The organism is Xanthomonas floridensis (assembly GCF_001642575.1).
Classification (GTDB): domain Bacteria; phylum Pseudomonadota; class Gammaproteobacteria; order Xanthomonadales; family Xanthomonadaceae; genus Xanthomonas; species Xanthomonas floridensis.
Window position 1 is genome coordinate 103,286 of the sequence record NZ_LXNG01000010.1, and the last position, 25,965, is coordinate 129,250.

The window sequence follows — 25,965 nt, forward strand, 5'->3', positions numbered from 1 at the left end:
CCTTTCATCGGCATCGCCGCACATATCGGTGCACGTTCACCTGGCCGCCGCTGTTGGCCGGCGTGGGGAGCCAGGCCTGGCAGCGCACTGCGAACTGCCGGAACCAACGACCACCACCGGTGAGGACACCGACCAGATGCGTTCATCCCCCCAGGCGACCGACCCGGCAGCCACTGCCAGCGCCCCCGCGCTGCCACTGCCGGAACAGACCGCGCCAGCCGCGCGCGTCGTTCCGCTGCCCAAATCCATGCGCGTGCTGCACTGGCTGACGGTGCTGTGCCTGGTAATGGCGGCCACCTTGATCCTGTTGCGCGCCGAGCTGGATGGACGCGCACTGCGCCAATGGCTGCTGGAAGGCCATCGCCATTTCGGCCTGATGGTGCTGCTGTTGTTCGTGCTGCGGGTGGGCCTGCGCCTGCGGCTGCGCCGGCTGCCGCCCGGCCCGCCTGCAGCGCTGCTCATGCGTCTGGCCGCCGGCGGCACCCATCTGGCGATGTACGGGCTGATGCTCGCGCTGCCGCTGATCGGCTGGTCGCTCAGCAACGCCTTCGGCAAGACGGTCTATCTGTTCGGCCTGGCCCTGCCCAACCTGGTGGAGGCCGACGCAGACCTGGGCGACACCCTGGGTGCCTGGCATCTGAATGCCGCCTGGGCGTTGCTGGCCCTGGTGCTGGTGCACATCGGCGCCGCGCTCTGGCACCACCTGGTACTGCGTGATGGCCTGCTGCGCCGCGTGTTGCCGGGCAAGCGCGCATGAGTCCTCGCACCTCCCCCGCCCTGGCCCGCTCTTCCTCCGTTGAACCCCGCACCGTCGAACAAGGACTTTCCATGCCTATCTCCCAGCCTGCTTCGCGCCGTGCCAACGCATCGCGCACCGCCTCCCTGACGTCCTTGTTATGCGTGTCCGGCCCGTTACTGCTGCTGGCCAGTACGCAGGCACAGGCGATTCCCTCGTTCGCCCGCCAGACCGGTTCTTCGTGCGCGGACTGCCATATCGGCTCCTACGGTCCCTCGCTCACGCCCTACGGCATGCGCTTCAAGCTGGGCGGCTTCACCGATACCAATGGCGAGGGCACCAAGATTCCGGTGTCCGGCCAGCTCACCTGGGCGCGCAGCAATCCCAGCCGCGGCGACAGCACCGCGCGGCTGACCCAGGCCGACCTGTATCTGGCCGGCCGGGTCAGCGACAACGTGGGCGGTTACTCCAAGATCCGCTCCAACAACAGCGGCAACGCCACCTTCGATACGCGCCTGGACGATGTGGATCTGCGCGTTGTCAGCAAGCCGTTCGAAATGGCCGGCAAGGACACCATGATCGGTGTCAGCGTCAACAATAATCCGGGCATTTCCGACCCGATCCACGTGTTGCCCAATGCCTCCACGCTGACCCCGGCTTCCAACGGCGGCGCGTCCACCATGCTCAGTTCCTCGTCGCTGTCCAACCGCGTGATCGGCGCCAGCGTGTACGGGCTGTACGACAAGAACTGGTATGGCGAAGTGGGCAGCTATAGCGCCTTGTCGCCCTCGGCGCAGGACCGCCTCGGCTGGCCGATCAACGGCGACCCGGGCAAGCTCAGCGACACCAGCTATGCGCGCCTGGCCTACATGAAGGACATGAAGCGGCAGTTCTTCTCGGTGGGCCTGACCGCGCTCAATACGCGGCGCCAGCGTCCGCGTAACGGGCCCAGCGACGACCTGACCGACTTCGGTTACGACCTGACCTATCAGTTCCTCGGCACCCGCGAGCATGTGCTGTCGCTGGCCTACGTGAACATCTACGAGCGGCGCAAATACGGCAGCCCGCTGGTATCGGCCGACCCGACCTTGCCGGTACTCGACCGCGGCAGCGTGCGTGACCAGACCATCAGCATGAACTACGCGTTCAAGCAGACCTACGGCGTTCTGGCCGCGCACATGATCAACAGCGGCTCGTTCGATGCGGCGCGCTATCTGCCGGTGGGCATTCCCGACACCACCAGCAACCTGATCCTTCTGTACTGGACCCCGTTCGGCAAGGACGGCACCTACACCTCGATCGCCAACCTGCGCCTGTCGGCTGGCTGGTTCCGTTTCGACAAGTTCAACGGCAGCACGTCCAATGTGTTCGGCGGGCCGCCGCTCACCAATCCGCGCGATCTCAACAGCTTCACGATGTCGGTCAACCTGACGTTCTGACCTCCCCCACGCTGCACGCAACCGTACGGACCCACATGCATCCATTCAACAAGACCCTGATGTGCGCTTCGCTGGCCGGCCTGCTGCTGGCCGGCACCACCCTGGCGACCCCGGCACGTGCCGCCGATGGCAAGAGTGTGTTCACCACCGAATGCGCCGAATGCCACAGCGCCACCCAAGGCAAGAACAAGAAGGGCCCTTCACTGTTCGGCATCGTCAACCGCATCCCTGGCAGCGTTGCTGATTTCAGCGGCTACTCGCCTGCGCTCAAGAGCTATTCGGCCGTCCTCAAGAGCCGTTCGGCGGACCCGGCGTCGAGCAAGGGCGCTTGGGACGCAAACAGCCTGAAGGCCTTCCTGAAGCAGGACTCCAAGACAGCCCTGCCCGGTACCAAGATGAAATACGAGGGCCTGGAAGACGCAGACGAACTGAACGCACTGATCACCTACCTCAACACCTTGCACTGAGCCGTGCCGCGCAGGACAGCGCCACGGCGGCCGGCACGGCGCCGTTGACGAAGAGGAAGAGGCAGGCGAAGACGCGATGGCCCGGGGCAGCGGGCCTGCTGGACATGAGCACATTGCCCAACGCCCGGGCCTGCTTCAAGCCCGGTACAGCCGGCACGCCGCAGTCTCCGCCGCCGGCAGCCGGAACACCCGCAGCAGCACCGCACAGGTGCGCGGGACCGCGTTGCCCGATGCAGTCCCTTCGCGTATACGGACGGAACCGTCGCAGCTGCGGCGGTCTCGTCCTGCGTGATGGGTCACTATCGCGCCCCGCTCCGAGCCGACGTCCCACGCCCTTGCCGAACGTGTTGCCTACCAAGCAGCCCCCTTTCCGAACGCGGCGCCAGTGCGCCTGCGGCGGGCAGCCGTGGGCCGCGCTCGGCCCGGCGTCGCGGCGGCACCCATTCTTTTCCGCCGGTCTGAAGTGCGCGCACCCACGCTGCCGGCAGCTGCAGCAGCGTCGCCGCATGCGGTTGCGCCGGGGCCTGCTGCTCGCGCTGATGGCCAGCCCCTGCGGCAGCGCACTGGCGGACAACCTGGGCGGCGCGGTCGCGGTCGCCTCGACCCTGATCGACCGCGGCATCTCCATCGCACCCAATCGCGTCACCCTGCAGGCGGCCGGCTACTGGCTGCCGGCACCCGGCTGGTCGATGTCGGCCTCCGCGGCGCTGCAATCGCCCTCCTTCAGCAAGCCGGTGGCGCTCACGTTGCAGGGCGCGCGCGGCTGGATGCTGGGCGACCGCTGGCAACTGCAGGCCAGCCTGCTGTATTACGCCTACCCGGCCGACCGCCAGTCGCGCACCTTCGACCGCCAGGAAGCCAGCCTGGCCTGGTCCTACCGCGACATGCTCACCTTCTCGCTGTCCACCTTCAATTTCCCGCGTGCGCAACGCTCGCCCTGGAACAAGGTGATCGATGTCACCGCCAGCGTGCCGCTGTCGGCCAGTTTCAGCCTCTCGGCCGGTGCTGGCGTCTCGGACTTTCCGGCCATGACCTACGGTGCCCCGAGTTCCGGCCGCTATCGGTATGGGCAACTGGGCCTGAAGTGGAACCACGCCGCGTGGACCGTGAAGCTGGACCGGGTACTGACCAGCAGCAACACCCCGCGCGCGCAGGGCGGCCCCGGCGAAACGCCGTGGGTGGGCATGGTGTCGCGCGCGTTCTGATCCAACCGCAACCTTTTGCCCGCTTGCGGGCACCTAGACGTGTCCTCTGCCATGCCTGCTTCGATGAATGACTCCGACACCCTCGGCGATGCCACCGATCGCATGCTGCTGCGCCGCATGGCAGCGGGCGATCGCGACGCCCTGGCGAGCATGTACCACAGCTACCACGGTCGGCTCTGCCGGTTCCTGTCGCGCCTGACCCGCCGGCCGGACATCATCGAAGAGGCCATCAACGACTGCTTCTGGATCGCCTGGCAGAAGGCCGGCGACTTCCGCGGCGATTCGCAGGTGTCCACCTGGATCATGGGCATCGCCTACCGCTGCGGGCTCAAATGCCTGCGCCAGCACGACGGCGAGGCCATCGACGACACCGCCGTGGTGGAAGACCACGCCCCCAGCACCGACGACGGCGACGACCGCGAGCTGCGCGACTGGCTGGACAAGGGCATGGAGCGGCTGTCGCCGGACCAGCGCCTGGTGATCGAACTGGTCTACGGCGTCGGCCACAAGCTGGAAGAGGTCGCCGACATCATGCAGTGCCCGGTGGGCACGATCAAAGCCCGGCTGTTCCACGCCCGGGTCAAATTACGCAATGTGCTGCCCGGCCTGGCCGGCAGCGCTCCTTACACGGAGACCCTGCAATGAAGACGTTTTTCATCGCGCCTGGCAAGGAATGCTCGCACGCCTGGGAGCTGATGCCAGCTGTCTTGCTGGATAGCGCCACCGAGGAAGAGAGTACCTGGCTGATCGCGCACGTGGCCAAATGCGCCTCCTGCGGCGCCGAGTTCGCCCAACAGAACCGACTGCGTCAGGCGCTGGCATTGCCGTGCGCGGTCAAGCTCGACCCCAACGCCGGATTGCAGCGCCTGCTCGGACGCCTGGACGCGCCCGAACAGCGCATCGCGCCGCCGCCGGCCGCCCGCCGCTCCGGCAGCTGGACGGTGCGCGCCCTGGCCGCCGCTGCATTGGTACAGGCCATCGGCCTGGGCGTCATGGGCGTCAAGCTGGCTTCGCCGACGCCGTCGCACGACTACCGCACACTCAGCAGCGCCACCGCGTTGCCGGTGCCGCAAGGCGCCATCCGCGTGGTGCCCGACGCCAGCATGACCGTGGCCGACTGGGATCGGCTGCTGCATGCGCAGCAGTTGCAGGTGGTGGGCGGACCCAACGACATGGGCGCTTACACGGTGGTGCCTGCCGCACCGCAGCCGCCGGCCCAGCCACAGCAGACCGTGCAGCAACTACGCGCCAATCCGGGCATCCGGCTGGCCGAGATCGTCTCCGCCCCATGAACCGTCTGTTCGCCATCGGCCTGGTCGCCGCCTTGCTTGGCACGGGCCTGCAGGGCACCGCGCAGGCCGCCGCTGCCCTGCAGGACACCGCGCAAACCGCTGCCGCCGGCACCGCGCCGGCAGCCGCTGCCACCGGTGCGCACACGCCCGACAGCAGCCGCGACATCCTGCTGGCAGTGGCCAACCCGCTCAGCGCACCGCCGGCCCGCGCCGGCTCCAGCCTGATCGGCTATGCCTCCAGCTATTACGGCGCCGGCCAAAAGGCGGCCGTGCGCATGGAAGCCATCAAGCAGCGTTACAAGCTGCGCGAAGTGTCCGGCTGGCCGATCACCTCGCTGGGCCTGTATTGCGCCGTGCTGCAACCACCACCGGGCGTGTCGCGCGATGAGCTGGTCAGCACCCTGGCCAACGCCGAAGGCGTGGAGCTGGTGCAGCCGGTGCAGGATTTCTCGGTGTTTTCGGCCGATGCGGCGGAAAAGACCACGCCGTTGTCTGGCTACAACGACCCGTACGTGGACATGCAGCGCGGCTTCATCGACACCGATGCGGCCAGCGCCCAGGCTGTCACCCAGGGCCGCGGTGTGGTGGTGGCGGTGGTCGATACCGGCGTGGACACCGCCCACCCCGATCTGAAGGCGCGCATCCGCGAGGTACACGACCTGGTCGACGACAAGCCGGTCATGACCAGCAGCGATTCGCACGGCACCGAAGTGGCCGGGATCATCGCCGCCGGCAGCAACAACCATCAGGGGATCGTCGGCATGGCGCCCAAGGCCATGCTCAACATCTACAAAGCCTGCTGGTATGCGCCCACCGTCGGCGCCACGGCACGCTGCAATACCTTCACCCTGGCCAAGGCGCTGGCGGCAATCAACAACAGCTCCGCGCGTGTGGTCAACCTGAGCCTGGGTGGGCCAGCCGATCCGCTGCTGAGCAAGATGCTCATCCATCTGGTGCAGCAGGGCCGCATCGTGGTGGCCGCCATGCCACCCAATGGCCGGCTGGATGGGTTTCCCAATGATGTGCCGGGCGTGCTGGTGGTGCGCAGCAGCAGCGCCAGCGCGGCCATGCCCGGCGTGCTGAGCGCACCCGGCAAGGACATCCTGACCACGCAGCCGAACGGCCGCTACGACTTTACCTCCGGCTCGTCGATGGCCACCGCGCATGTCAGCGGCATGGCCGCGCTGCTGCTGTCGCTGTCGCCTTCCATGGATGCCAGTGCGTTGCGCGAGCTCCTGCAGCGCACCAGCAAGGTCTCCGACGGCCAGTTGCAGGTCAACGCCGGCGCCGCAGTCGATGCGCTGTCGCCTTCCAGACATTCCAACTGACGACACCGGCATGGCCAACTGGATCCCGTTGTGGCTGCACAAGCTCAGCTCGCCGCCGATGTTCTACCGCTTCGCAGGTGCCGTGCGCCCATGGGCGCTGGCGCTGGCGCTGCTGCTCGGCGCAGTCGCCGCTTACGGCGGGCTGGTGCTGGCGCCGCCGGATTATCAGCAGCACGATGCCTACCGCATCATCTTCATCCACGTGCCCAGTGCCTGGATGAGCCTTTTCATCTACGCCGCAATGGGCGTGTCGGCGTTCATTGCGCTGGTGTGGCGGATCAAGCTCGCCGAAGTGGTGACCATGGCCTCGGCACCGATCGGTGCGGCGTTTACCTTCATCACCCTGTGCACCGGCGCGCTGTGGGGCAAGCCGATGTGGGGCACCTGGTGGACCTGGGACGCGCGGCTGACTTCGGAGCTGCTGTTGCTGTTTCTGTACCTGGGCGTGTTGGGCCTGTACCACGCGGTGGAAGACCGCCGTCAGGCGATGCGTGCCGCCGGCCTGCTTGCGCTGGTCGGCCTGGTGAATCTGCCCATCGTGCATTACTCGGTGGTGTGGTGGAACACGCTGCACCAGGGCTCCACCGTGCGTCTGCTCGGCCCGTCCAAGATGGGCGCAGACATGCTGTGGCCGTTGCTGACGATGATGCTGGCCACCAAGTGCTACTACATCGCCAGCCTGTTCGGCCGCGTGCGCGTGGACCTGCTGGCGCTGGAAAGCGGCAAGGATTGGGCACGCCGCATCGTATTGACGGAGCGCACTGCATGAGCGGGTTTTTGGCGATGGGCGGCTACGGCCAGTACGTGTGGACGTCGTATGCGTTGTTCGTGCTGGTGTTGCTGGCCGACCTGGCAGCGCCGTGGTTGCGACGCCGGCGCCTGCCACGCGAACTGCGTGGCCAGTTGCAGCGGCAAACCCCGCGGCATCTGCGCGATCAACCCGCGCCAACGCTGGAGCGCGACGCACCATGAATGCAACGCGCAAACACCGTCTGTGGCTGGTGCTTGGGGTGATCGCCGCCGCCGCGCTCGCGGTGACGCTGATCGTGCTGGCGCTGCAGCGAAACATGAGCTACCTGTTCACGCCCAGCCAGGTACACGCCGGCAAAGCGGCCAGCTATCAACAGTTCCGTCTCGGCGGCATGGTCAAGGCCGGCTCGATCCAGCGTGCCAGCGACTCGCTGAAAGTCAGCTTCACCGTCATCGATAAAAATGCAGCCACCCAGGTCGACTACACCGGCATCCTGCCCGACCTGTTCCGCGACAACCAATCGGTGATCGCCAACGGGCGCATGCAGGGCGAGCGGTTTGTCGCCAACGAAGTGCTGGCCAAGCACGACGAAACCTACATGCCGAAAGAACTCAAGGACGCGATGGCCGAAGGCCATGTCGGCAAGCCGATCCCCGCCGCCGCCATGCCGCTGGCCGCGCCGCGTTGATGCGGCATCGGCCGCATGTCGCCCACTCGATGACCTCTTCCTGCCGCACCTTGCGACGTACTCATGACGCCTGAACTCGGCCAGATCGCACTGATCCTGGCACTGCTGCTATCGCTGGCCCAGGGCGTGTTGCCGCTGATCGGCGCCTGGCGCGGCAATACCGCCTTGATGGGCATTGCGCGGCCGGCAGCGGTGGGCCAGGCCCTGTTCGTGTGGATGGCGTTCGGCCTGCTGGCCTGGTCGCTGCTGTCGCTGGATTTTTCGGTCGGCTATGTCGCCGCCAACGCCAACATCGCCCTGCCCTGGTACTACCGCTTCGCCGCGGTGTGGGGCGCGCATGAAGGCTCGTTGCTGCTGTGGATCGCCATCCTTGCCACCTGGACGGTGTTGCTGGCCGCTTTCAGCCGGCATCTGCCGCAGTATTTCGCTGCCCGCGTGTTGGCGGTGCTGGGACTGGTGTCGGTGGGCTTTCTGGCCTTCATCCTGCTGACCTCCAATCCGTTCGGGCGGTTGTCGCCGATTCCGCTGGACGGCAACGAGCTCAATCCGGTGCTGCAGGACCCGGGCATGACCTTCCACCCGCCGGTGCTGTACACCGGCTATGTCGGTTTCTCGGTGGCCTTCGCGTTTGCGGTGGCGGCGCTGCTGGGCGGCGAACTGGAACCGGCCTGGGTACGCTGGGCGCGGCCGTGGACCAATGTGGCCTGGGCCTGCCTCACCGCCGGCATCGTGGCCGGCAGCTGGTGGGCCTACGCAGAGCTTGGCTGGGGCGGCTGGTGGTTCTGGGACCCGGTGGAAAATGCCAGCTTCATGCCATGGCTGGTGGGCACGGCGTTGATCCACACCCAGGCGGTCACCGAAAAACGCGGCAGCCTGCGTGCGTGGACGATTTTGCTGTCGATCCTGGCGTTCTCGCTGTCGCTGCTGGGTACCTTTCTGGTGCGCTCGGGCGTGCTGACCTCGGTGCACGCGTTCGCCGCCGACCCGCGGCGCGGGCTGTACATCCTGATTTTCCTGGTCGCGGTGGTCGGCGGTTCGCTGCTGCTGTACGCGTTGCGTGCGCCCAAGATCGCCAGCGGCAAACCCTTCGCTGCCGCTTCGCGCGAGACCGGCATCCTGATCGGCAACCTGCTGCTGACCGTGGCCGCGGCGATGGTTTTGCTGGGCACGCTGTTCCCGCTGATCGCCGACGCGTTCGGCATGGGCAAGGTCTCGGTTGGCCCGCCCTACTTCGGCCTGCTGTTTCCGCTGCTGATGCTGCCGGTGGTGCTGCTGCTGCCGTTCGGCCCGTACCTACGCTGGGGCAAGGCCGAGGCCGCGCCGCTGAAGGCGCTGGGCACGCGGGCCGGCATTGCCGCCATCGCCTGTGCAATGGGTGGCAGCCTGGTTGCCGAGGGTGAGGCCAAGGCGATTGCCGGGATTGGTGTCGCCGCATGGGTGGCTGCCGGCACCGCGTTGTACGTGGTCAAGCGCTGGCGCGAGATGCCGCGCGGGCGCCGCTTTCCGGCGGAGATGGCCGGCATGCTGATCGCGCATGCGGGTGTGGCTGTGTTCGTGGCCGGCGTACTGGTGTCCGACAGCCTGTCGGTGGAACGCGATGTGCGGCTGTCGCCCGGCCAGAGCGCGCAGATCGCCGGCTACAGCTTCCGCTTCGACGGCGTGCAGCTGGTCGACGGGCCGAACTGGAAGGCCGAACAAGGCAGCGTGCAGGTCAGCCGCGATGGACAGGTGGTGGCGCAGCTGCATCCGCAAAAACGCCTGTACAGCAGCGAGCGCATCCAGACCGAGTCGGCGATCGACCCCGGCATCACCCGCGACCTGTACGTGGCGCTCGGTGAGCCGCTGGACGATCAGCACATCGAACACGACTGGACGCTGCGGCTGTACTACAAGCCGCTGATCCGCTGGATCTGGGCGGGTGGCCTGCTGATGATGCTGGGCGGCGTCATCAGCGCCTGCGCCCGCCGCTTCCGCGCGCCGGTGGCCACAGCCACGGCTGCTACGTCGCCGGCATACGATGCGCGCGGCATCGCGCAGGAGTCGCACCCGTGAAGCGCATGCTGCCCCTGCTGGGGTTCTTGTTGATCGCCGCACTGTTCGGCTTCGGCATCTACTGGACCATGCAGCACAACCCGCGCGAGGTGCCCTCGCCGTTGATCGGCAAGCCAGCGCCGGCGTTTTCGCTGCCGCGACTGGATGCGCCGGCCCAGCACGTCACCCGCGAACAACTGCTGGGCAAGCCCTATGTGCTCAACGTGTTCGGCAGCTGGTGCGCCGAATGCGTGCATGAGCACCCGGTGCTGATGGCACGGGCCGGCACGCTTGGCGTGGCGTTGATCGGCTACAACTACAAGGACGCACCGGCCGATGCCACCGCGTGGCTGGCGCACTACGGCAACCCGTATGCGCTGGTGATCGCCGACGAGGCCGGCCAGACCGCGATCGACTTCGGTGTCTACGGCGCGCCGGAAACCTTCCTGATCGATGCGCAGGGCATGATCCGCTACAAGCATATCGGCGTGCTCACCCCCGCCGTCATCGATGCCGAGTTGCTGCCCGCCATCGCCGCGTTGCCCAAGGCGGCGCCATGATTCCGGGCTATCGCCGCCTGCAGGCGCACCGTCGTCGACAGGCCCGGCAGCTGCGCCTGTTGCTGGTGTTGCTGCTGGGCGTGCTGCTGGCGCCGTGCGTGCAGGCGCAGGCAGTGGACCCGCTCCCCTTCAAGGACCGCAGCGAAGAAGCGCGCTATCAGCGGCTAACCGCACAACTGCGTTGCCTGGTGTGCCAGAACGAGAATCTGGCCGATTCCAACGCCAGCCTGGCACGCGACCTGCGCCATCAGGTGTTTGCGCAATTGCAGGCCGGCAGGAGCGATGCGCAGATCAAGCAATACATGGTCGAGCGCTATTCGGATTTCGTGCTGTACGACCCGCCGGTCAAGCGCGGCACCTGGCTACTGTGGTTCGGGCCGCTGCTGATGCTGGGCGCCGGGGCCGGCGTGGTGATCCACACCGTGCGCAAACGTGCGCGGGTGGGCACACCGGCAGCACCGCAAGCAGAGGAAGAATGGTGATGACCGGTTTCTATCTCGCCAGCGCCGTGCTGGTGATCGCCGCGCTGCTGCTAGTGCTGTTGCCGCTGCTGCGTAACTCGACGCGTCATGGCAGCGGGCGTTATGCGCTGCCGGTCTTGTTGGCGGTGACCCTGCCGATCGCCACCGCCGGTCTGTATCGGCTGGTGGGCACGCCCGAGGCGATCGTGCAGCGGGTGGTCGCTGCGCCGCCGCAACCGGCCGCACCAAGCGCACAAGCCGTGCCCATGGGCAAGCCTGCGCAAACGCAGGCTGCCAGTGCCGCGGCGGACACGCAGATGCAGGCACTGGAGTCGTGGATGCAACAGGCCAAGACGCATGAGCAGAACAACCGCCCTGCAGAGGCCCGCGATGCCTATGCGCAGGCGCTAAAGATCGCGCCGCAGACCAGTGCCGCCATCGTCGGCTGGATCGCCGCCGACATGGCAACCCACCGCGACTTCGCCATCGATGCGGCCTCACGCACGCAGTTGCAGCAGCTGATCGCGCGCGAGCCGGACAATCAGCGCGGGCTGTGGCTGCTGGGCATCAGCGATTTCCAGCAGCACGACTACACCGCGGCCACCACGCATTGGCGCCATCTGCACGGATTACTGGAGAACGGCTCGCCCATGCAGAAGGCGGTCGCCGACAAGATTGCCGTGGTCGAATCGATGGCCAGTGCGCGGCAATCCGGTCGCGCAGCGCGCTGAGCATTGCTGCGGCTGCCGTGGGCGAAGCGCGACGTCATCGCGCATGCACACCTCGATCAACCCTGATGTTCGCCAATGCTGCTCGGGCACGCTGCACCCAGGTCGCCAAAAACGCCAGCAGGGGTGACGCATGCCTGGCCATCCGCGCCGCAGATGCCATGCCAGGGCTCAGGACGACGGCCCCAGCACCTCGTGCAATTTTCCGCTGAACTCGCCCAGCGTAAACGGCTTGGCGATCATGCTCATGCCCTCGCCGAGGAATTCGCCGCGGTCGCGCGCGGTCTCCGCGTAGCCGGTCATGAAGATCACCGGCAGATCGCCGCGCGACTGCCGCGCGATCTCCGCCAGCTGGCGCCCGTTGAGACCGGGCAGGCCTACGTCGGTGACCAGCAGGTCGATCCGTCGCGGCGACGCCAGGATCGGCAGCGCGGCGTCGGCATCGGCCACCACCTCGGCCTGGTAGCCCAACTCGCTCAGCAGCTCGGTGACCAGCAGGCGCACCTGTTCGTCGTCTTCCACCACCAGCACCTGCTGCCCCTGGCCAGCCAGCACCGTGCCGGCCCGCGGCTCCAGCACCACGCTCTGCACGCTGGTGCCGGCCGGCAGATACAGGCTGACCGTGGTGCCCACGCCCAGCTGCGATTCCACCCACACCTGTCCATGGGACTGCTGCATGAAGCCATAGATCATCGACATGCCAAGGCCGGTCCCCTGCCCGATCGGCTTGGTGGTGTAGAACGGCTCGAAGACGCGTTCCAGCACATCCGCCGGCATGCCGGTGCCGGTGTCGGTCACCGACACCACCGTGTAGTCGCCCGGCGCCAGGGTGATGCCACGGCCCAGTTCCAGCGCGCTGTCTTCCACACGCAAATGCCGTGTGGCGATCCGCAACAACCCGCCATCGGGCATCGCATCGCGGGCATTGATGGCCAGATTGAGCAGCGCGCTTTCCAGCTGGTTTTCGTCGACATAGGCCTGTGGCAGCGCCTCGCTCAGATCAGCCTCCAGGCGCACCGACTCACCAAGCGTACTCGCCAGCAAATCCTGCAGCGAGAGCACCAGATCGTTGACATGCAGGTGCCGCGCCTCCAGCGATTGCCGGCGCGAAAACGCCAGCAGGCGCTGGGTCAGTGCAGCCGCACGCAACGCCGATGCCGAGGCCACATCCAGAAAGCGGCCCAACCCTTCGGTGCGCCCCTGATCGATGCGCAACCGCGCCAGGTCCAGCGCCGACAGGATGCCGGTCAGCATGTTGTTGAAATCGTGCGCAATGCCGCCGGTCAGCTGGCCCACCGCTTCCATCTTCTGTGCCTGGCGCAGCGCAGCCTCGCTGGATTCGCGCGCCTGCATCTGCTGCTGCAGCTCGGCAGTGCGCTCGGCCACCTTGGCCTCGAGCAGGCTGGCCTGCTGCTGCACCGACTCCATCGCCTGCGCGCGCACCGTGATATCGGTGGCAAACACATGAAACCCGTCCACCTGCCCGTCCGCGTCGAAGCGTGGCATGTAGCGGATCTCGGCATCGCGGCGGCGTCCGTCGGCGTGCGGCCAGCTCGCCTCCACGGTCAGCGCCTGGCCGGCCAATGCCGCCTCGATCCAGGCGCGACGCTCGGCCACCACCGCCGGGCCCATCACATCCACCAACGGCCGGCCGATCACATCCTGCGGCGGAATACCGATCCAGTCTTCGTAGGAGCGATTGGCGAAGCGGTACACCAGGTGTTTGTCGATAAAGGCGATCAGCACCGGCAAGGCATCGGTGACCCGGCGCAGCTCGGCTTCGCTCAACGCCAGTGCGGCCCGGCTCTCGGCCAGCTGCGCCATCTGGTCGCGAATCACGAACTGCTTCTGTCGCGACCGCAGCGCGGTGGAGACCGCACTCAACAGGGAGGCCGAGCTGAGCGGACGCTCCAGTTCGATGACATTGGTCATTTCGGCCGGCAGATTGGCATGTCGACCACGATGGGTGCCACGCGGTGCGCGCAGCAGCACGAACGGAATATCCGACCATGCCGCCTGGCATTGCAGGATCTGCTGCAGCTCCTGCAAGTTGCCGCCCACCGCTTCTTCGGTCAGGACCACCACGCCGGAGCTGTCGAGCAGGTCGCCTGCCAGCGCGGTCAATGCGCCATAGACCCTGCGCGTCAGCCCGCGCTCGCCGACGATGCTGGCAATGCTGTCGGCATCGCGCCCGAACGGCGCAATGATATGGACAATCGACCCATCCGCATCACACCTGGTCAAGTGCACGATCCAGCAACGGCGCACCGTCTCCAACGAATTGCGGTGTGCCGGTCAGCACCCCATGGAATTGCTCGAGCGGCTCGCTCAGGTGCAGGCCGGCACTGCCCATCCGCATCTCGCGGATCGAATCTTCATGCGCACCGCTACGGTTCTTGATGACCGACAAGGCCTTGCGAATCCGCCCGTGCGCTTCGAAGAAGCGGAACAGGATAACGGTGTCGGCCATGTAGGAGATATTGAGGTTGCCGGTGGACATCGTGCCCACCAGGCCATGCTGCGGATTGATCAGGAACGTGGTCACGCCGCTCTGGTTGAGATACGACAGCAGCTCATGCATCTGCAGCATCAACTGCTTTTCCTGCGGCATCGACGACAGATAGCCGTTGAGGCTGTCGATCACCAGCACACGGCAGTTGCGCGCCTCCACGCTTTCGCGCACCGCCCAGGCGAACTCGCCCGGCGTCAGCTCGGCCGGGTCCATCTGATGCAGTTCCAGCAGCCCCGATGCCAGGTGCTTGCGCAGATCCATGCCCAGGTTCTCGGCGCGCGTCAGCAGCGTGCCGGTGCGCTCGTCGAACTGCAGCACGCAGCAGTGCTCGCCCCGTTCGCAGGCCGCGCTCACGTATTGCAGGGCGACGTTGGTCTTGCCGGAGCCTGCCGGCCCGGTCAGCAGTGTGCTGGTGCCGCGCAACGGGCCGCCGTGCAGCAGCGCGTCGATGCGCTCCACGCCGCTGGACACCGCATCACCGATAAACGGCACATGGTGGTCGGAGGCGATCAGGCGCGGATAGATCCGCATGCCACCGGCGGCGATGGTGATGTCGTGATAGCCGGCGATGAAATTGACGCCACGCAGTTTCTGCACCTGCATCCGCCGCCGCGCCGCACCGAAATCCAGCGTCATCCGCTCCAGCGAGATCACCCCGTGGCACAGGCTGTGCAAATGCGCATCGCGCTGGCCATTCTCGTCGGTCAGATCGTCCACCAGGAACACGGTGATATTGCGCGGCGCGAAGAACTGCTTGAGCGCCAGCACCTGCCGCCGGTAACGCAGCGAATCCTGCGCCAGCAGGCGCAATTCCGACAACGAGTCGAACACCACCCGCGTCGGCTTGACCCGATCGACCTCGGCCTGGATCAGCTTGATCGTGCCGTCCAGCTCCATCTCCCAGGGATGCAGGATGGATTGCTGGCGGCCATCGCCCAGAAATGCCTCGGCCGAGGCGAGCTCGAAGACGTGCAGCGCCTCCAGCGACCAGTCATGCGAGGCAGCCACCTCGTTGAGCTCATCGATGGTTTCCGACAGCGTGACATACAGGCAGCTTTCGCCCTTGGCGGCGCCATCGAGCAGGAACTGCAGCGACATGGTGGTCTTGCCGGAGCCAGGTTGGCCTTCCAGCAGGTACAGCCGGTTGGCCGGCAGGCCACCGCGGAGGATGGTGTCAAGCCCCGTCGTCCCGGTGGTGATACGGTTTGCGATCATCGGCTTCACGTTATCCATACCGTTAAATTTATCACGCAAGCGTGATCGCCCATTGCCCGCAACTGAACTGATCAGCTTGCCTGGCCTGATTCAGCGGGCCGTTGACCAGACCCACTGTGATCGGAGAGGCATTCTCGACGATTCGATCCGCTGCCGATACTGGCGGATGTGGCCATTCGTGACCTCTCTCACCCCCGTTTGTGACGACTCCGACACATCCGTCACACATGCGCGCATAGCGTGGGATACGAAGCGACCGCGCTGTTGCGACCGCTCGAGGAACGCAGTGAACGACGCATCACAACACGCACGCATTCTTTTGGTCGAGGACGATGACGCCATTCGCGCAATGACCGCCGATATCCTTTGCGACGAAGGCTACCAGGTGGTTGTCTCCGCCGACGCCGAACAGGCCCTGCAACAACTCACCACTTCCCGCCCATTCGATCTCCTGCTGTCCGATATCTGCCTGCCCGGCATGAACGGCCGCGACCTGGCCGACAACGCACGGCGGCTCTATCCCGCGCTCCCTATCGTCTTCATGACTGGCTATGCGGGCATCAGTGCCCAGCGTGCAGACTTCTTGGACACCGGCATGCGTCTGTTGACCAAGCCGTTCTCATTGCGCGACCTGCTGGGCATCGTGCAGACCGCGCTGTAACCGGGCGCGAGCGATTCGACTCGACACAGGATGCGCGCCGATGCGAAAGCATCGCCAACCCAGGCGCAGGATGCACAGGCGCAGGATGCAGTGGCCCATCGCCCGGCATGCCGTCTAGCTATCCCAGTTCAGGCGCCGTACTGTCCAGCCGCCGCGAACCGAGCGCATTACTGCATATGCCGCTCCAGCAACTGCGCCACGCGCCGCTCCAGATCGGCGGCCAAAAATGGCTTGGTCAACACCTCCATGCCGTCATCCAGCTGCCCCGCGCCCACCGCCGCGGTCGCTGCATAGCCAGTCACGAACAGCACCGGCAAGCTGGGCCGATACTGCCGGCCCGCATCGGCAACCTGTCGCCCGTTCAAACCACCGGTCAGCCCGACATCGGTCACCAATACATCGATCGCCTGCGACGAGCGCAACCGTTCCACCGCCGCGCTGCCTTCGGCCGTTTCGATCACGCAATAGCCGGCCTCGGTGAGGACCTCGCAGATCAGCGTGCGAATGGCGGGCTCGTCCTCCACCAGCAACACCGTGCAACTCCGCACCGCGGTGCGCAACGGCTGCTCAAGCGCATCGTTGGTCTCGACGCTCGCCAGCTCGCGGTCGAACCGCGGCAGGTACAGCGCCATGGTGGTCCCCACACCGACTTCCGACTCGATGCGCACGTGCCCACCAGACTGTCGGGTGAATCCATAGATCATCGACAGCCCCAGCCCGGTGCCCTGCCCGATGGGCTTGGTGGTGAAGAAGGGCTCGAATACCTTGGACATGACGTCGGCGCTCATGCCGGTGCCGGTGTCGCGCACGCTCAGGCACACGTAATCACCGGGTGGCAGATCCAGCTGCTGCGCCGCGGCCTGGTCCAGCGAGCGGTTATGCAGGCTGATGGTCAGTTCCCCGCCATCGGGCATGGCATCGCGTGCATTGAGGCACAGGTTGAGCAATGCGTTTTCCAGCTGCGGTGCATCCACCAACACCTTCCACGCCTGCGGCGCCGGCAACACCTGCAGGCTGATCGATGGCCCCAGCGTCCGCGAGATGATCTCGCGCATGCCCTGCACCAGCGTGTCCACTTCCAGCGCACTCGGTGCCAGCGTCTGCCGGCGCGAGAACGCCAACAGGCGTTGCGTCAACGCAGTCGCACGCGCGGCGCTGGTCTGCGCCATCTCCACGTAGCGCTCCAGCCGGTCGTACTTACCCTGCTCCACGCGTGTCTGCAACAATTCCAGCCCCACCGTGATGGCGGTCAGCAGATTATTGAAGTCGTGCGCCAGGCCACCGGTCAATTGCCCCACCGCCTCCATCTTCTGGCTCTGGCGCAGTTTTTCCTCGGTCAGCAGCAATGCCGCGCTGCGCTCGCGCACACGCTCTTCCAGCGTCTCGGTCAGCAGGCGCAACTGTTCCTCGGCCTGCCGCTTGTCGGTGACATCCGATGCCGTGCCAAACCATTCCTCGATCTCGCCGCGCACGTCCAGCAAGGGCACCGCACGCAGCAACGTCCAGCGTACGCGCTGCGCGGCGTCCAGCACGCGGATCTCCAGTTCCAGCCCGGCCTTGGTGGCGATCGCCGTGGCAATGGCATCGGCCAGTTGCCCGCGGTCGTCGGGATAGATCCATTCCAGCTGCCAACGCGCCTGGGGGGGCAAGCCATCGTCCTGCAGGCGATCGTCCGCGTGCAGGCGTAGCGCGCTCCAGTCGGCGGTGGCAGAAAAGATCGATTGCGAGGAAGCGCGCACCAGCGCATCCAGCCGACGCTCGCTCTTGATCAAGGCCTCGCTGGCCAGGCGCTCGGTGGTGCGGTCGCGCAGTACCTTGACGAAGCCGATCGCCGCTCCAGTCTCGTCGCGCAATACCATCAACGAGCCGTTGGCCCAGAACCATTCACCGGATTTGCGCACATGCCAGCGCTCGTCCATGCCGCTGCCGCTCTCCAGCGCAGCAGCGGCTTCAATCAGAATCTGCCGCCGCGCGACATCGTCGAGAGTGAAGGTGCGCTCCAGCGATTGCCCGAGCATCTCGGCCTCGCTCCAGCCCAGAATGCGGTGCGCGCCCTCGTTCCATGAGGTCACCCGCCCACGCATGTCGGTGGCGATGATCGCGTAGTCCATGACGCTGTCCAGAATCTGCCGGTTCCGCACCTCGGCCTCGCGCACGGCGCGCTCAAGGCTGATGCGGTCGGTAATATCCAGGCCCTGCACGAAAATGCCCGAGACAGTGCCGTCTGCGCCGGCAATCGGCTGGTACACCAGGTCCAGCAGGCGTCGCTCGCTGGGCCCGCCGGGCACCGCCTGCACGTCGTACACCAGCGCATTGGCCGAGTAGGCACGCCCGGACTGGTACACCTCGTCCAGACGCTGCACATGCCCTTGTTCGAGTACATCCGGCAATGCCTCGGCCAACGGCCGGCCGATTACGTCGCGGTGGCCGATCAGGCGCGAATAACACGGGTTGGCGAATTCGACACGATGCTGCGGCCCACTCAGGAACGCCATGAACATCGGCGCCTGCTCGAACAGGCGGATCAGGCGCTCGTGCTCATCGGCCAGCCGCGCCTGCGCCAGCTTGCGCGCAGTCACCTCGTTGGTCACGCAGAACGCGCCGCCCACCTGGCCGTCGTCGAGATAGATCGGCGAGAACGAGAACGTCCACCAGGTCTCTTCCGGCGTGCCATAGCGGTTCATGCCGATCGGCACTTCTTCAAAGCGCGATGCACGCCCTGCAAACGCTGCCTCGATCGGCGCGCGCACCGCATCCCAGGCATCGGCCCACAGCTCGCGCAGCGGCGCACCGAGTGCGTGCGCCTGCCGCGGCCCCAGGATTGGCGCGTACGCATCGTTGTAGAAGAACGTCAGCGCGTCGCCCCACACCACATACATGCTCTCGGGCGAGGCCAGCATCAGGTTCACCGCATTGCGCAGCGGCGACGGCCAGTGCGCAACAGGCCCCAGCACGCTGCCATCCCAGTCATGCGTACCAACCGCATGTGCCATGGTGCTACTACCATGCGGAAAGGCGGCGCTCATGCAGGGCGCGCGCACGGCGCGGCCTGCCGTTGGCCACGGCGCCCATCACACCGAGCATTCCCCGCGTGGCCTGCAGCCGGCTTACCGGTCAACCAGTGATACATCGTTTCAACCATTGAGAAGGACCAGGACCCACCACACGCGAACGACCCGCAGCGCATCAAAGACGCCACCGACCGCACATCATCTTGCCTGCGGCCGCCGACGTCCAGCAGCCAGCGGCCATCCGACTGAATCGATCACATCGCCATTCCGCCGCGCGGGCGCATTGGCGGCTCCTTGCCTGCTGCACGGGCCAGGCGGCTGCCCGGTGCCTCAGACTGTAGTGGTGCGCGATACAGGCACTCGGGCGCCACGCGCCAGTGCAGGTCAGGCGACCAAGCGGGCCTGGGGGTGAGCATTGCCACGGGGGATTCGGCAAACCAGGCCGCTTTCAGCAGCGGCGACTGCCGGTCCAACCGCACCTGAACCCGCTGCGGCGTAACGTTCAGTTCCATCAGTCCAGGCCGCTATCGGTCACATCGAGACACCTCCGATGCTACGGCCCTCCTGCTGCCTCCCGGGCCGTACCGCAAGCCTTCGCCCCTGTTGTTGGGACCTCCCGCCCTTCTGCCTGTCGGATCACCCTATGCATTTCGTCTCGAATCTGCGCATTGGTCAGCGCCTGGCGCTCGGCTTTCTCGCCATCATCGTCCTGATGGTGGTCCTGACCGTGGTCGGCATCCAGCGCGTGCGGAGCATCGACCAGCAGCTCACTGCCATCAACGAAGTCAACAGCGTCAAACAACGCTATGCCATCAACTTCCGCGGCAGCGTGCATGACCGCGCGATCGCCTTGCGCGATGTGGTGCTGATGGATGAGCCGGCAGACCGCCATGGCGCCGAGCAATTGATCGACACGCTCTCCGCCGACTACGCCCGCTCTGCGCAACCGTTGGATGCATTGATTGGGGCATCGACGGACGCAGACGAAAAGGCGATCCTGCAGCGGATCAAATCCATCGAGCAACGCACCATGCCGTTGATCGCGCAGGTCCGCACATTGCGCGATGCCTCGGACAGACCGCACGCCGAACAGCAGCTGTTGCAGCAGGCGCGCCCCGCCTTCATCGACTGGCTGGCCAGCATCAATGCCTTCATCGACCTGCAGGAAGCCAAGAACCGCGTTGCCGCCAAACAGGCCGTTGCCACCGCGCGGGGCTTTGCGCTGCTGATGGTGGCCTCCACCGTCGTTGCATTGCTGCTCGGCGCAAGCATCGCATTCCTGCTCACCCGCAGCGTGGTACTGCCATTGCGCCAGTCGCTGCGACTGGCCGAGCGCATCAACGAAGGCGATCTGCGCAGTCAAGACACCCCAACCGCCAACGACGAACCCGGCCAGTTGCTGCGTGCCATGCAGCAGATGCAGCACCGCCTGCAGGACGTGATCTCCGCACAGCGCACCATGGCAACCCGGCATGACGCCGGAGAGATCAGCTACCGCACCGATGCGCAGCGTTTTCCTGGCGAATACGGCCACATGGTGCAGGACACCAATGCACTGGTGCATGCGCATGTGCAAACCCAGCTGCGCATGACCGAGGTCATGGGGCGCTACGCCGTTGGCGACCTGGCACCAGAGATCGAACACTATCCCGGCGAAAAAGCCGCCATCACTGCCACCATGCAGCAGGTCAAGCAGAACCTGCGCGCCATCAACGCGCAAATCCATGCGCTGACCCAGGCCGCATGCGCCGGCGACTTCGCGTTACGCGGCCAGCCGGAACACTTCGAGCACGACTTTCGCCTGATGGTGGAAAACCTCAACACCATGATGGCCACCTCCGACACCAATCTGGCCCGGTTCTCCGAGCTGTTGCGCTCGATCGCCGACGGCGACCTGACCGTGCGCATGTCCGGCAACTTCCACGGCGTGTTTGCCTCCATGCGCGACGATGCCAACAGCACCGTGCACCGCCTCACCGACATCGTCACGCATATCCAGACCACCTCCAACAGCATCGGATTTGCCGCCGAAGATATCGCCAGCGGCAACCAGGAACTGGCGCGCCGCAGCGAACAGCAGGCCGCCAGCCTCGAGGAAACCGCCGCCTCGATGGAAGAGCTGACCTCCACCGTCAAGCAGAACGCCGAGCACGCCGGTCGCGCCAACCAGCTTGCCCTTGGCGCCGCGTCCATTGCCTCGCAGGGCCGCGATGTGGTCGCCCAGGTCATCGACACCATGTCCGGCATCGAAGCCTCGTCCAGGCGCATCGCCGACATCATCTCCGTCATCGACGGCATCGCCTTCCAGACCAACATCCTCGCCCTGAATGCCGCCGTCGAAGCTGCACGCGCCGGCGAACAAGGCCGCGGATTTGCCGTGGTGGCATCGGAAGTACGCACCCTCTCGCACCGCTCCTCCGATGCCGCCAGGGAGATCAAGCGCCTGATCGACGACTCGGTGCAGCGCGTGGCCGACGGCTCGGCACTGGTGCACACCGCCGGCACCACCATGGGCGAGGTCGTCACCAGCGTCCAGCACGTCACCGACATCATGGGCCACATCTCCGCCGCCTCGCAGGAACAGGCCGGCGGCATCGAACAGGTCAACCACACCATCGCCCAGATGGACGAAACCACCCAGCAAAATGTGCGCCTGGTCGAAGCAGCAAGCACCGCCGCGCATGCGCTGGAAGACCACGCCGTGCAGCTGATCCGCGCAGTCGAAGTGTTCAAGGTCAAAGCCACGGTGATGTGAGCGTGGCGGCCCACATGCCGACCATCGTTCGCGCGCAACGTCGGGACCTGCGAGGGAATAGCTGCCGAGGCTGGAAGAAAGGTCGGCCGCTTGATGGCTTGCACTACAGTTGGCGGAGAAAGTGAAAGTCTCCGCCATATCCAGCCCCATCCAACGCGATCCAGATGAGAACGTAAAACACTGATATTTATTGGAATATACGTCCAACGGCGTCCAGTGTAGTACCATCCAATCGCCCCCACTCACGTTGGCTTGGATGTTGGAATTAAATCCGGCAGGCCAGTTGGAAGGCGGTAGGGCGGGATGATGGAACGATGCCGAAACAGACAAAAGAATTGGCCGCAGTGATGGTGCCGCGACTCCCGTCCGGCTTACATGCCGCTGGCGGTGCGACGGGACTGTATTTGCGAGTGAGCGCGACCGGCGCACGCAGCTGGGTGCTGCGCGTGATGGTCGGCAATCGCCGCCGTGACATGGGCCTGGGTGGCTGGCCCGACGTTCCGTTGGCAGAAGCGCGTGAGCGCGCCCGCGTGGCACGCCGCAAGATCGAGGAAGGCATTGACCCTATCGAGCAGCGCAAAGCTGCGCGTGGCAAGTTGAAGACCACGCCCACATTCAAGTGGTGCGCAGAGCAGACAATCGAAGCCAAGCGCCACGAATGGAAGTCGGCGAAACACGGTGACCAATGGCGCAGCACTTTGGCGACCTACGCGTTCCCCACGCTGGCTGGCATGCCTGTCGATCAGGTGCAATTGCCACACGTTGTTGGCGTGTTGTCGCCGATCTGGACAACCAAAACGGAGAGCGCCAGCCGGCTGCGCATGCGTATTGAAGCAGTGCTGGCGTGGGCAACGGCAAGCGGTTACCGCAAAGGTGATAACCCGGCGCGCTGGCGTGGAAATCTGGATGCGGTTCTGCCGAAACCCGGCAAGGTGAAAAAGACCACGCACCACGCCGCCCTGCCAATTGATGATATGCCCGACTTCATGAGCGCACTGCGTCAGCGTGATGGCATCGCTACGCGGGCCTTGGAGTTCACGATCCTGACGGCCACGCGGTCTGGCGAGGTACGTGGCGCAACTTGGGACGAAATTCAAGGCGATACGTGGATCATCCCTGGTAAACGCATGAAGGCAGGAAAGGAACATAGAGTGCCGCTGTCGCCACGGGCATTGCAGATTCTGGCTGCCCTGCCCCGCATGGCTGGCAGCCCTTACGTGTTCCCCGGCGTTCAAGGAGGGACTCTGTCCGATATGTCCCTGAGTGCGGTTCTGAAGCGCATGAGCGTGGATGCAGTACCACACGGGTTCCGCTCCACGTTCCGCGACTGGTGCAGCGAACGCACCGACTACCCGCGCGATGTAGCCGAAATGGCATTAGCACACACCATCGGCAACAAGGTTGAAGCCGCTTACCGGCGTGGTGATCTGTTTGAGAAGCGTCGCCAGATGATGCGGGATTGGGAGAAACACACATGTCAGTGAAGAAGCGCGGACGCCCACCACGATGGAAGGATGCAGCCGCAGGGCTTTTTGACATGGTTGCGCCGGAAGACTACGACCGACTCATGACGGCAGGCAATTTAGAGGATGAGCGCGACGTTTCGCCAGAAGATGCAACCAAGCTTATCTGGTGGGCTTATGTAGGTCATGAGTGGCAACAGAAGTATGAGCGCAAAGAGACAACGAAGACGCCCGATGAAGTTTTGGCCTACTTGACCCTAGCGCTCGCTGATTCGTCGCACGAACATCATGCGCATTACGCAGCTATGGTCAAAGAAATCGCTAGCTTAGTGATTGAAGATGCCAAGCTAAACCGATTGGAGATAGGTAAGTTTAGGGCCGCGCTTAGAGAGAAAATTGTTTCGCAATGGGATGCTTCCCTCGATAAGTTGGAGCGCGCGAGGAAGGGGCGCTGAATTCTTGCGGGAATTTTTTCGACCCGCATCCCGAAGCTGTCAAAGATGCGTCTCCCCAGTCCGAGACGGTCCCATGAAATCCAAAAATATAGACTTTAATACCGCGCCTGACAGCGCACTGATTCGCCAGCCCGCTGTCCTCTCAATCATCCCTCTTGGCCGTTCCACCATGTGGGCGCGCGTGAAATCTGGTGAGTTTCCTGCACCAATCAAGGTCAGCCCCGGCATTACCGCGTGGCGGTTGGGCCACGTGCGCCGCTGGCTGGATGAGGTGGCGGCATGAGAACAAACACTTGGATGGAAGAAAGCCGCGAACGCTATATGGAGTTGTACGAAAAGCTGGCCGAGCGGGATCAGACCGAACCCGGACAAGAATACTGGCTTTGGCGCAATATTCAGAAAAGCATGGAAGCCACGGACAAGTGCAAAATAAAATTGCCTGACGGCACGCGCTCCGCAGTGATTTTTCTAAAGTGCCTGCAATATTTGGAACCGCAGCGGTTTATTGACTACGAAGCGCCAGTATGCACGCTCCTACTTAGCGCGGAGGACGGCAGATGCGAATGACCAAGCTCCCAACCGTGTTCGATTCGGAACCAATGCCCTGCGAAGTTTTCCGGAAGGCTCGCAGCGCATTTCCGCACGCCTCCGAAAAGGCCATTCGTAACGCATGGGGCGACGCGGCACCAGTATTGCAACGAAACGCCTTTCCACATGGTGGCGGCGATGATCTGGACACGCACATTCACTGGCTGGCAGCCCGCCAGTTGTACGTGCACGCGATGTTGTCCAGCTCCGAAACCACACGCAAAAAGCTCATGCAATCCGCATCGGTGCTACTGAACTACTGAGGTCCCCATGGAACTAAAATTAGCGATCGGCAGCATGCGACTGCTGCCGGCATGGGGGCACTATCGCCTCACGCCCAATGATCAAGGCAAGTTCAGCAAGATCCCTTGCAGTATTGATGGCAACACGTCCAGCGGAATCAATGGCTTCTCCGCGACCTATGATCAAGCAGCCAGCACATTGAAGCCGGGTCATGCGCTGGGTTTCCGCCTGGATGAAGGCTGCGGATTCTTCCTGTATGACCTTGATAACGTGCGCAACGGTGACGCATGGACCGATGAAGCTGTGGCGCTGGTGCTGCGGTTCCCCGGTGCGCTGATCGAAGCCAGCAGCAGCGGCAACGGGCTGCATGTGATTGGTCGGCTAGCCGGCCCGGTGCCACCGCATAGCACACGCAGCGGCGTTGGCGAGCTATACACGCGCCAGCGAGGCGTGGCGTTTGGTCTGAGTGGGCAGGCAACGGGCAATGCGGACCAACTGTGTGATGCTGCTTTTGCACAGCTGGTTGCCGATCACTTCCAGCCGCGCCGCCTACCTACTCTTCCCGGTACAGGCACAGGGGCGCGCCGCGCAGAGTGGCGTGGCCCGGAAGACGATGATGTGTTGATTGAACGCATGCTGCGCGCAAAGCCTTCCGCAGCCGCTGCGTTCGGCAATCGTGCGACTTTGCGCGACCTGTGGGAGGGTAAGAGCAATCAAAACAGTGAGCATGACGCGGCGCTTGCACAGCACCTTGCGTTCTGGACCGGCTGCGATGCACCGCGCATCGAGCGCGTGATGCGTCGCAGTGGTCTGAGGCGCGCCAAGTGGGACGATCACCATAGTTATCTGATCGGCACCATCGCCAAGGCATGCGCATTGCAGGAGCGCGTGTACGTAGAGAAGCCCGCCACGCAGTTGGTGTTCCAGTCCGATTCGCAACACGATCCGGTCAGCGAGTTAGGTAACGCGCAGCGCCTGCGCCAGTTGGCCGATGATCGCTTGATGTTCGTGCAAGGCTTGGGCTGGCACGCGTGGGATGCCGGTCCCTGGGTGCAGGACGATCACGTTGTGGCGCTGTTCTCGCATAAGCTGGGCGCGGTTATTCGCGCCGAGGCCGATGCAATGAACGCATGGGTGGCGGAAGCCGTGGGCGACAAGCAAGAACGCGAACGCCGGGAAAAGGTGCAGAAGGCGCGCTATGCGTGGGCGCGTGTCAGCGAGAACCGCGCCACTATCAATAACACGCTAGGGATGGTCTGATCAACGCCATCGGAGGATGAGGTAAGCCGCATCGGTCGCGCCAATGACGCTCAGGCCTGCGGTTTTTGGCCGTTTCCGGCGCATGTGCGCGGTGTTGCCCCTGCTACAGGCACACC

25 protein-coding genes are annotated in these 25,965 nt (G+C 65.0%); 22 read left to right on the forward strand and 3 right to left on the reverse strand.

Going from position 1 to position 25,965, the window contains the following annotated elements; genetic code table 11:
* Positions 1-136 precede the first annotated feature (136 nt).
* From A7D17_RS06675 to A7D17_RS06740, 14 genes are all read left to right on the forward strand, one after another.
* Positions 137-757, forward strand: coding sequence for a cytochrome b (locus A7D17_RS06675; protein WP_064508410.1), 621 nt, complete (start codon positions 137-139; stop codon positions 755-757).
* 71 nt (positions 758-828) lie between these two features.
* Positions 829-2,175 carry a hypothetical protein gene (locus tag A7D17_RS06680; RefSeq protein ID WP_064508382.1) on the forward strand — a complete coding sequence of 449 codons (1,347 nt, stop codon included), beginning with the start codon at positions 829-831 and terminating at the stop codon, positions 2,173-2,175.
* Between the two features lie 35 nt (positions 2,176-2,210).
* Positions 2,211-2,642 (forward strand): c-type cytochrome, encoded by a 432-nt coding sequence (locus tag A7D17_RS06685; RefSeq protein ID WP_064508383.1) that lies wholly within the window; start codon positions 2,211-2,213, stop codon positions 2,640-2,642.
* A 506-nt stretch (positions 2,643-3,148) separates the two neighbouring features.
* Positions 3,149-3,847 carry a hypothetical protein gene (locus tag A7D17_RS06690; RefSeq protein WP_064508384.1) on the forward strand — a complete coding sequence of 233 codons (699 nt, stop codon included), beginning with the start codon at positions 3,149-3,151 and terminating at the stop codon, positions 3,845-3,847.
* Positions 3,848-3,898: 51 nt separating this feature from the next.
* Entirely contained in the window at positions 3,899-4,492 is a 594-nt protein-coding gene (locus A7D17_RS06695; protein ID WP_193395322.1) for a sigma-70 family RNA polymerase sigma factor, read from the forward strand.
* Positions 4,489-5,139 (forward strand): zf-HC2 domain-containing protein, encoded by a 651-nt coding sequence (locus A7D17_RS06700; RefSeq protein ID WP_064508386.1) that lies wholly within the window; start codon positions 4,489-4,491, stop codon positions 5,137-5,139. Before A7D17_RS06695 ends, A7D17_RS06700 begins: the two co-directional genes overlap by 4 nt.
* A complete protein-coding gene (locus A7D17_RS06705) occupies positions 5,136-6,467 on the forward strand; it encodes a S8 family serine peptidase (protein WP_064508387.1) in 1,332 nt (443 codons plus the stop codon). The genes A7D17_RS06700 and A7D17_RS06705 overlap by 4 nt, the downstream gene beginning before the upstream one ends.
* Before the next feature lie 10 nt (positions 6,468-6,477).
* Entirely contained in the window at positions 6,478-7,236 is a 759-nt protein-coding gene (gene ccmC / locus A7D17_RS06710) for a heme ABC transporter permease CcmC (protein WP_064508388.1), read from the forward strand.
* A complete protein-coding gene (ccmD, locus tag A7D17_RS06715; RefSeq protein ID WP_064508389.1) occupies positions 7,233-7,439 on the forward strand; it encodes a heme exporter protein CcmD in 207 nt (68 codons plus the stop codon). The genes ccmC and ccmD overlap by 4 nt, the downstream gene beginning before the upstream one ends.
* Positions 7,436-7,906: a cytochrome c maturation protein CcmE gene (gene ccmE, locus A7D17_RS06720; RefSeq protein WP_064508390.1), complete on the forward strand. Its 471-nt coding sequence runs from the start codon at positions 7,436-7,438 to the stop codon at positions 7,904-7,906. The genes ccmD and ccmE overlap by 4 nt, the downstream gene beginning before the upstream one ends.
* A gap of 63 nt (positions 7,907-7,969) precedes the next feature.
* Entirely contained in the window at positions 7,970-9,958 is a 1,989-nt protein-coding gene (locus tag A7D17_RS06725; RefSeq protein ID WP_064508391.1) for a heme lyase CcmF/NrfE family subunit, read from the forward strand.
* On the forward strand, positions 9,955-10,497 hold the full coding sequence (locus A7D17_RS06730; RefSeq protein ID WP_064508392.1) for a DsbE family thiol:disulfide interchange protein: 543 nt from the start codon (positions 9,955-9,957) through the stop codon (positions 10,495-10,497). Before A7D17_RS06725 ends, A7D17_RS06730 begins: the two co-directional genes overlap by 4 nt.
* Complete coding sequence (locus A7D17_RS06735) at positions 10,494-10,979, forward strand: cytochrome c-type biogenesis protein (protein ID WP_029219530.1); 486 nt, start codon at positions 10,494-10,496, stop codon at positions 10,977-10,979. The genes A7D17_RS06730 and A7D17_RS06735 overlap by 4 nt, the downstream gene beginning before the upstream one ends.
* Positions 10,973-11,689 carry a tetratricopeptide repeat protein gene (locus A7D17_RS06740; protein WP_064508393.1) on the forward strand — a complete coding sequence of 239 codons (717 nt, stop codon included), beginning with the start codon at positions 10,973-10,975 and terminating at the stop codon, positions 11,687-11,689. Before A7D17_RS06735 ends, A7D17_RS06740 begins: the two co-directional genes overlap by 7 nt.
* A 168-nt stretch (positions 11,690-11,857) precedes the next feature.
* Here A7D17_RS06740 and A7D17_RS06745 read toward each other — a convergent pair whose 3' ends face one another.
* A complete protein-coding gene (locus tag A7D17_RS06745; protein ID WP_064508411.1) occupies positions 11,858-13,930 on the reverse strand; it encodes a PAS domain-containing protein in 2,073 nt (690 codons plus the stop codon).
* Positions 13,917-15,431 (reverse strand): ATPase domain-containing protein, encoded by a 1,515-nt coding sequence (locus tag A7D17_RS06750; protein WP_064508394.1) that lies wholly within the window; start codon positions 15,429-15,431, stop codon positions 13,917-13,919. The genes A7D17_RS06745 and A7D17_RS06750 overlap by 14 nt, the downstream gene beginning before the upstream one ends.
* A 268-nt stretch (positions 15,432-15,699) precedes the next feature.
* Here A7D17_RS06750 and A7D17_RS06755 point away from each other — a divergent pair, with 268 nt between their 5' ends.
* On the forward strand, positions 15,700-16,074 hold the full coding sequence (locus tag A7D17_RS06755) for a response regulator (RefSeq protein WP_064508395.1): 375 nt from the start codon (positions 15,700-15,702) through the stop codon (positions 16,072-16,074).
* 167 nt (positions 16,075-16,241) lie between these two features.
* Here A7D17_RS06755 and A7D17_RS06760 read toward each other — a convergent pair whose 3' ends face one another.
* On the reverse strand, positions 16,242-19,100 hold the full coding sequence (locus tag A7D17_RS06760; protein ID WP_064508396.1) for a hybrid sensor histidine kinase/response regulator: 2,859 nt from the start codon (positions 19,098-19,100) through the stop codon (positions 16,242-16,244).
* Positions 19,101-19,728: 628 nt separating this feature from the next.
* On the opposite strand from A7D17_RS06760, the gene A7D17_RS06765 reads away from it, so the two are divergent.
* The 7 genes from A7D17_RS06765 to A7D17_RS06790 all read left to right on the forward strand — a co-directional run bounded on the left by A7D17_RS06765 (position 19,729) and on the right by A7D17_RS06790 (position 25,849).
* Complete coding sequence (locus A7D17_RS06765) at positions 19,729-21,840, forward strand: methyl-accepting chemotaxis protein (RefSeq protein WP_064508397.1); 2,112 nt, start codon at positions 19,729-19,731, stop codon at positions 21,838-21,840.
* Positions 21,841-22,154: 314 nt separating this feature from the next.
* Positions 22,155-23,324: a phage integrase central domain-containing protein gene (locus tag A7D17_RS06770; protein WP_082861790.1), complete on the forward strand. Its 1,170-nt coding sequence runs from the start codon at positions 22,155-22,157 to the stop codon at positions 23,322-23,324.
* Positions 23,315-23,758: a hypothetical protein gene (locus A7D17_RS06775; protein ID WP_153041906.1), complete on the forward strand. Its 444-nt coding sequence runs from the start codon at positions 23,315-23,317 to the stop codon at positions 23,756-23,758. The genes A7D17_RS06770 and A7D17_RS06775 overlap by 10 nt, the downstream gene beginning before the upstream one ends.
* Positions 23,759-23,831: 73 nt before the next feature.
* A complete protein-coding gene (locus tag A7D17_RS24430) occupies positions 23,832-24,041 on the forward strand; it encodes a helix-turn-helix transcriptional regulator (protein WP_161946528.1) in 210 nt (69 codons plus the stop codon).
* Positions 24,038-24,325, forward strand: coding sequence for a hypothetical protein (locus A7D17_RS06780; protein ID WP_153041907.1), 288 nt, complete (start codon positions 24,038-24,040; stop codon positions 24,323-24,325). Before A7D17_RS24430 ends, A7D17_RS06780 begins: the two co-directional genes overlap by 4 nt.
* Positions 24,322-24,609, forward strand: a complete 288-nt coding sequence (locus tag A7D17_RS06785; protein WP_064508401.1) for a hypothetical protein — start codon at positions 24,322-24,324, stop codon at positions 24,607-24,609. The genes A7D17_RS06780 and A7D17_RS06785 overlap by 4 nt, the downstream gene beginning before the upstream one ends.
* A gap of 7 nt (positions 24,610-24,616) precedes the next feature.
* Complete coding sequence (locus A7D17_RS06790) at positions 24,617-25,849, forward strand: phage NrS-1 polymerase family protein (RefSeq protein WP_064508402.1); 1,233 nt, start codon at positions 24,617-24,619, stop codon at positions 25,847-25,849.
* Positions 25,850-25,965 lie beyond the last annotated feature (116 nt).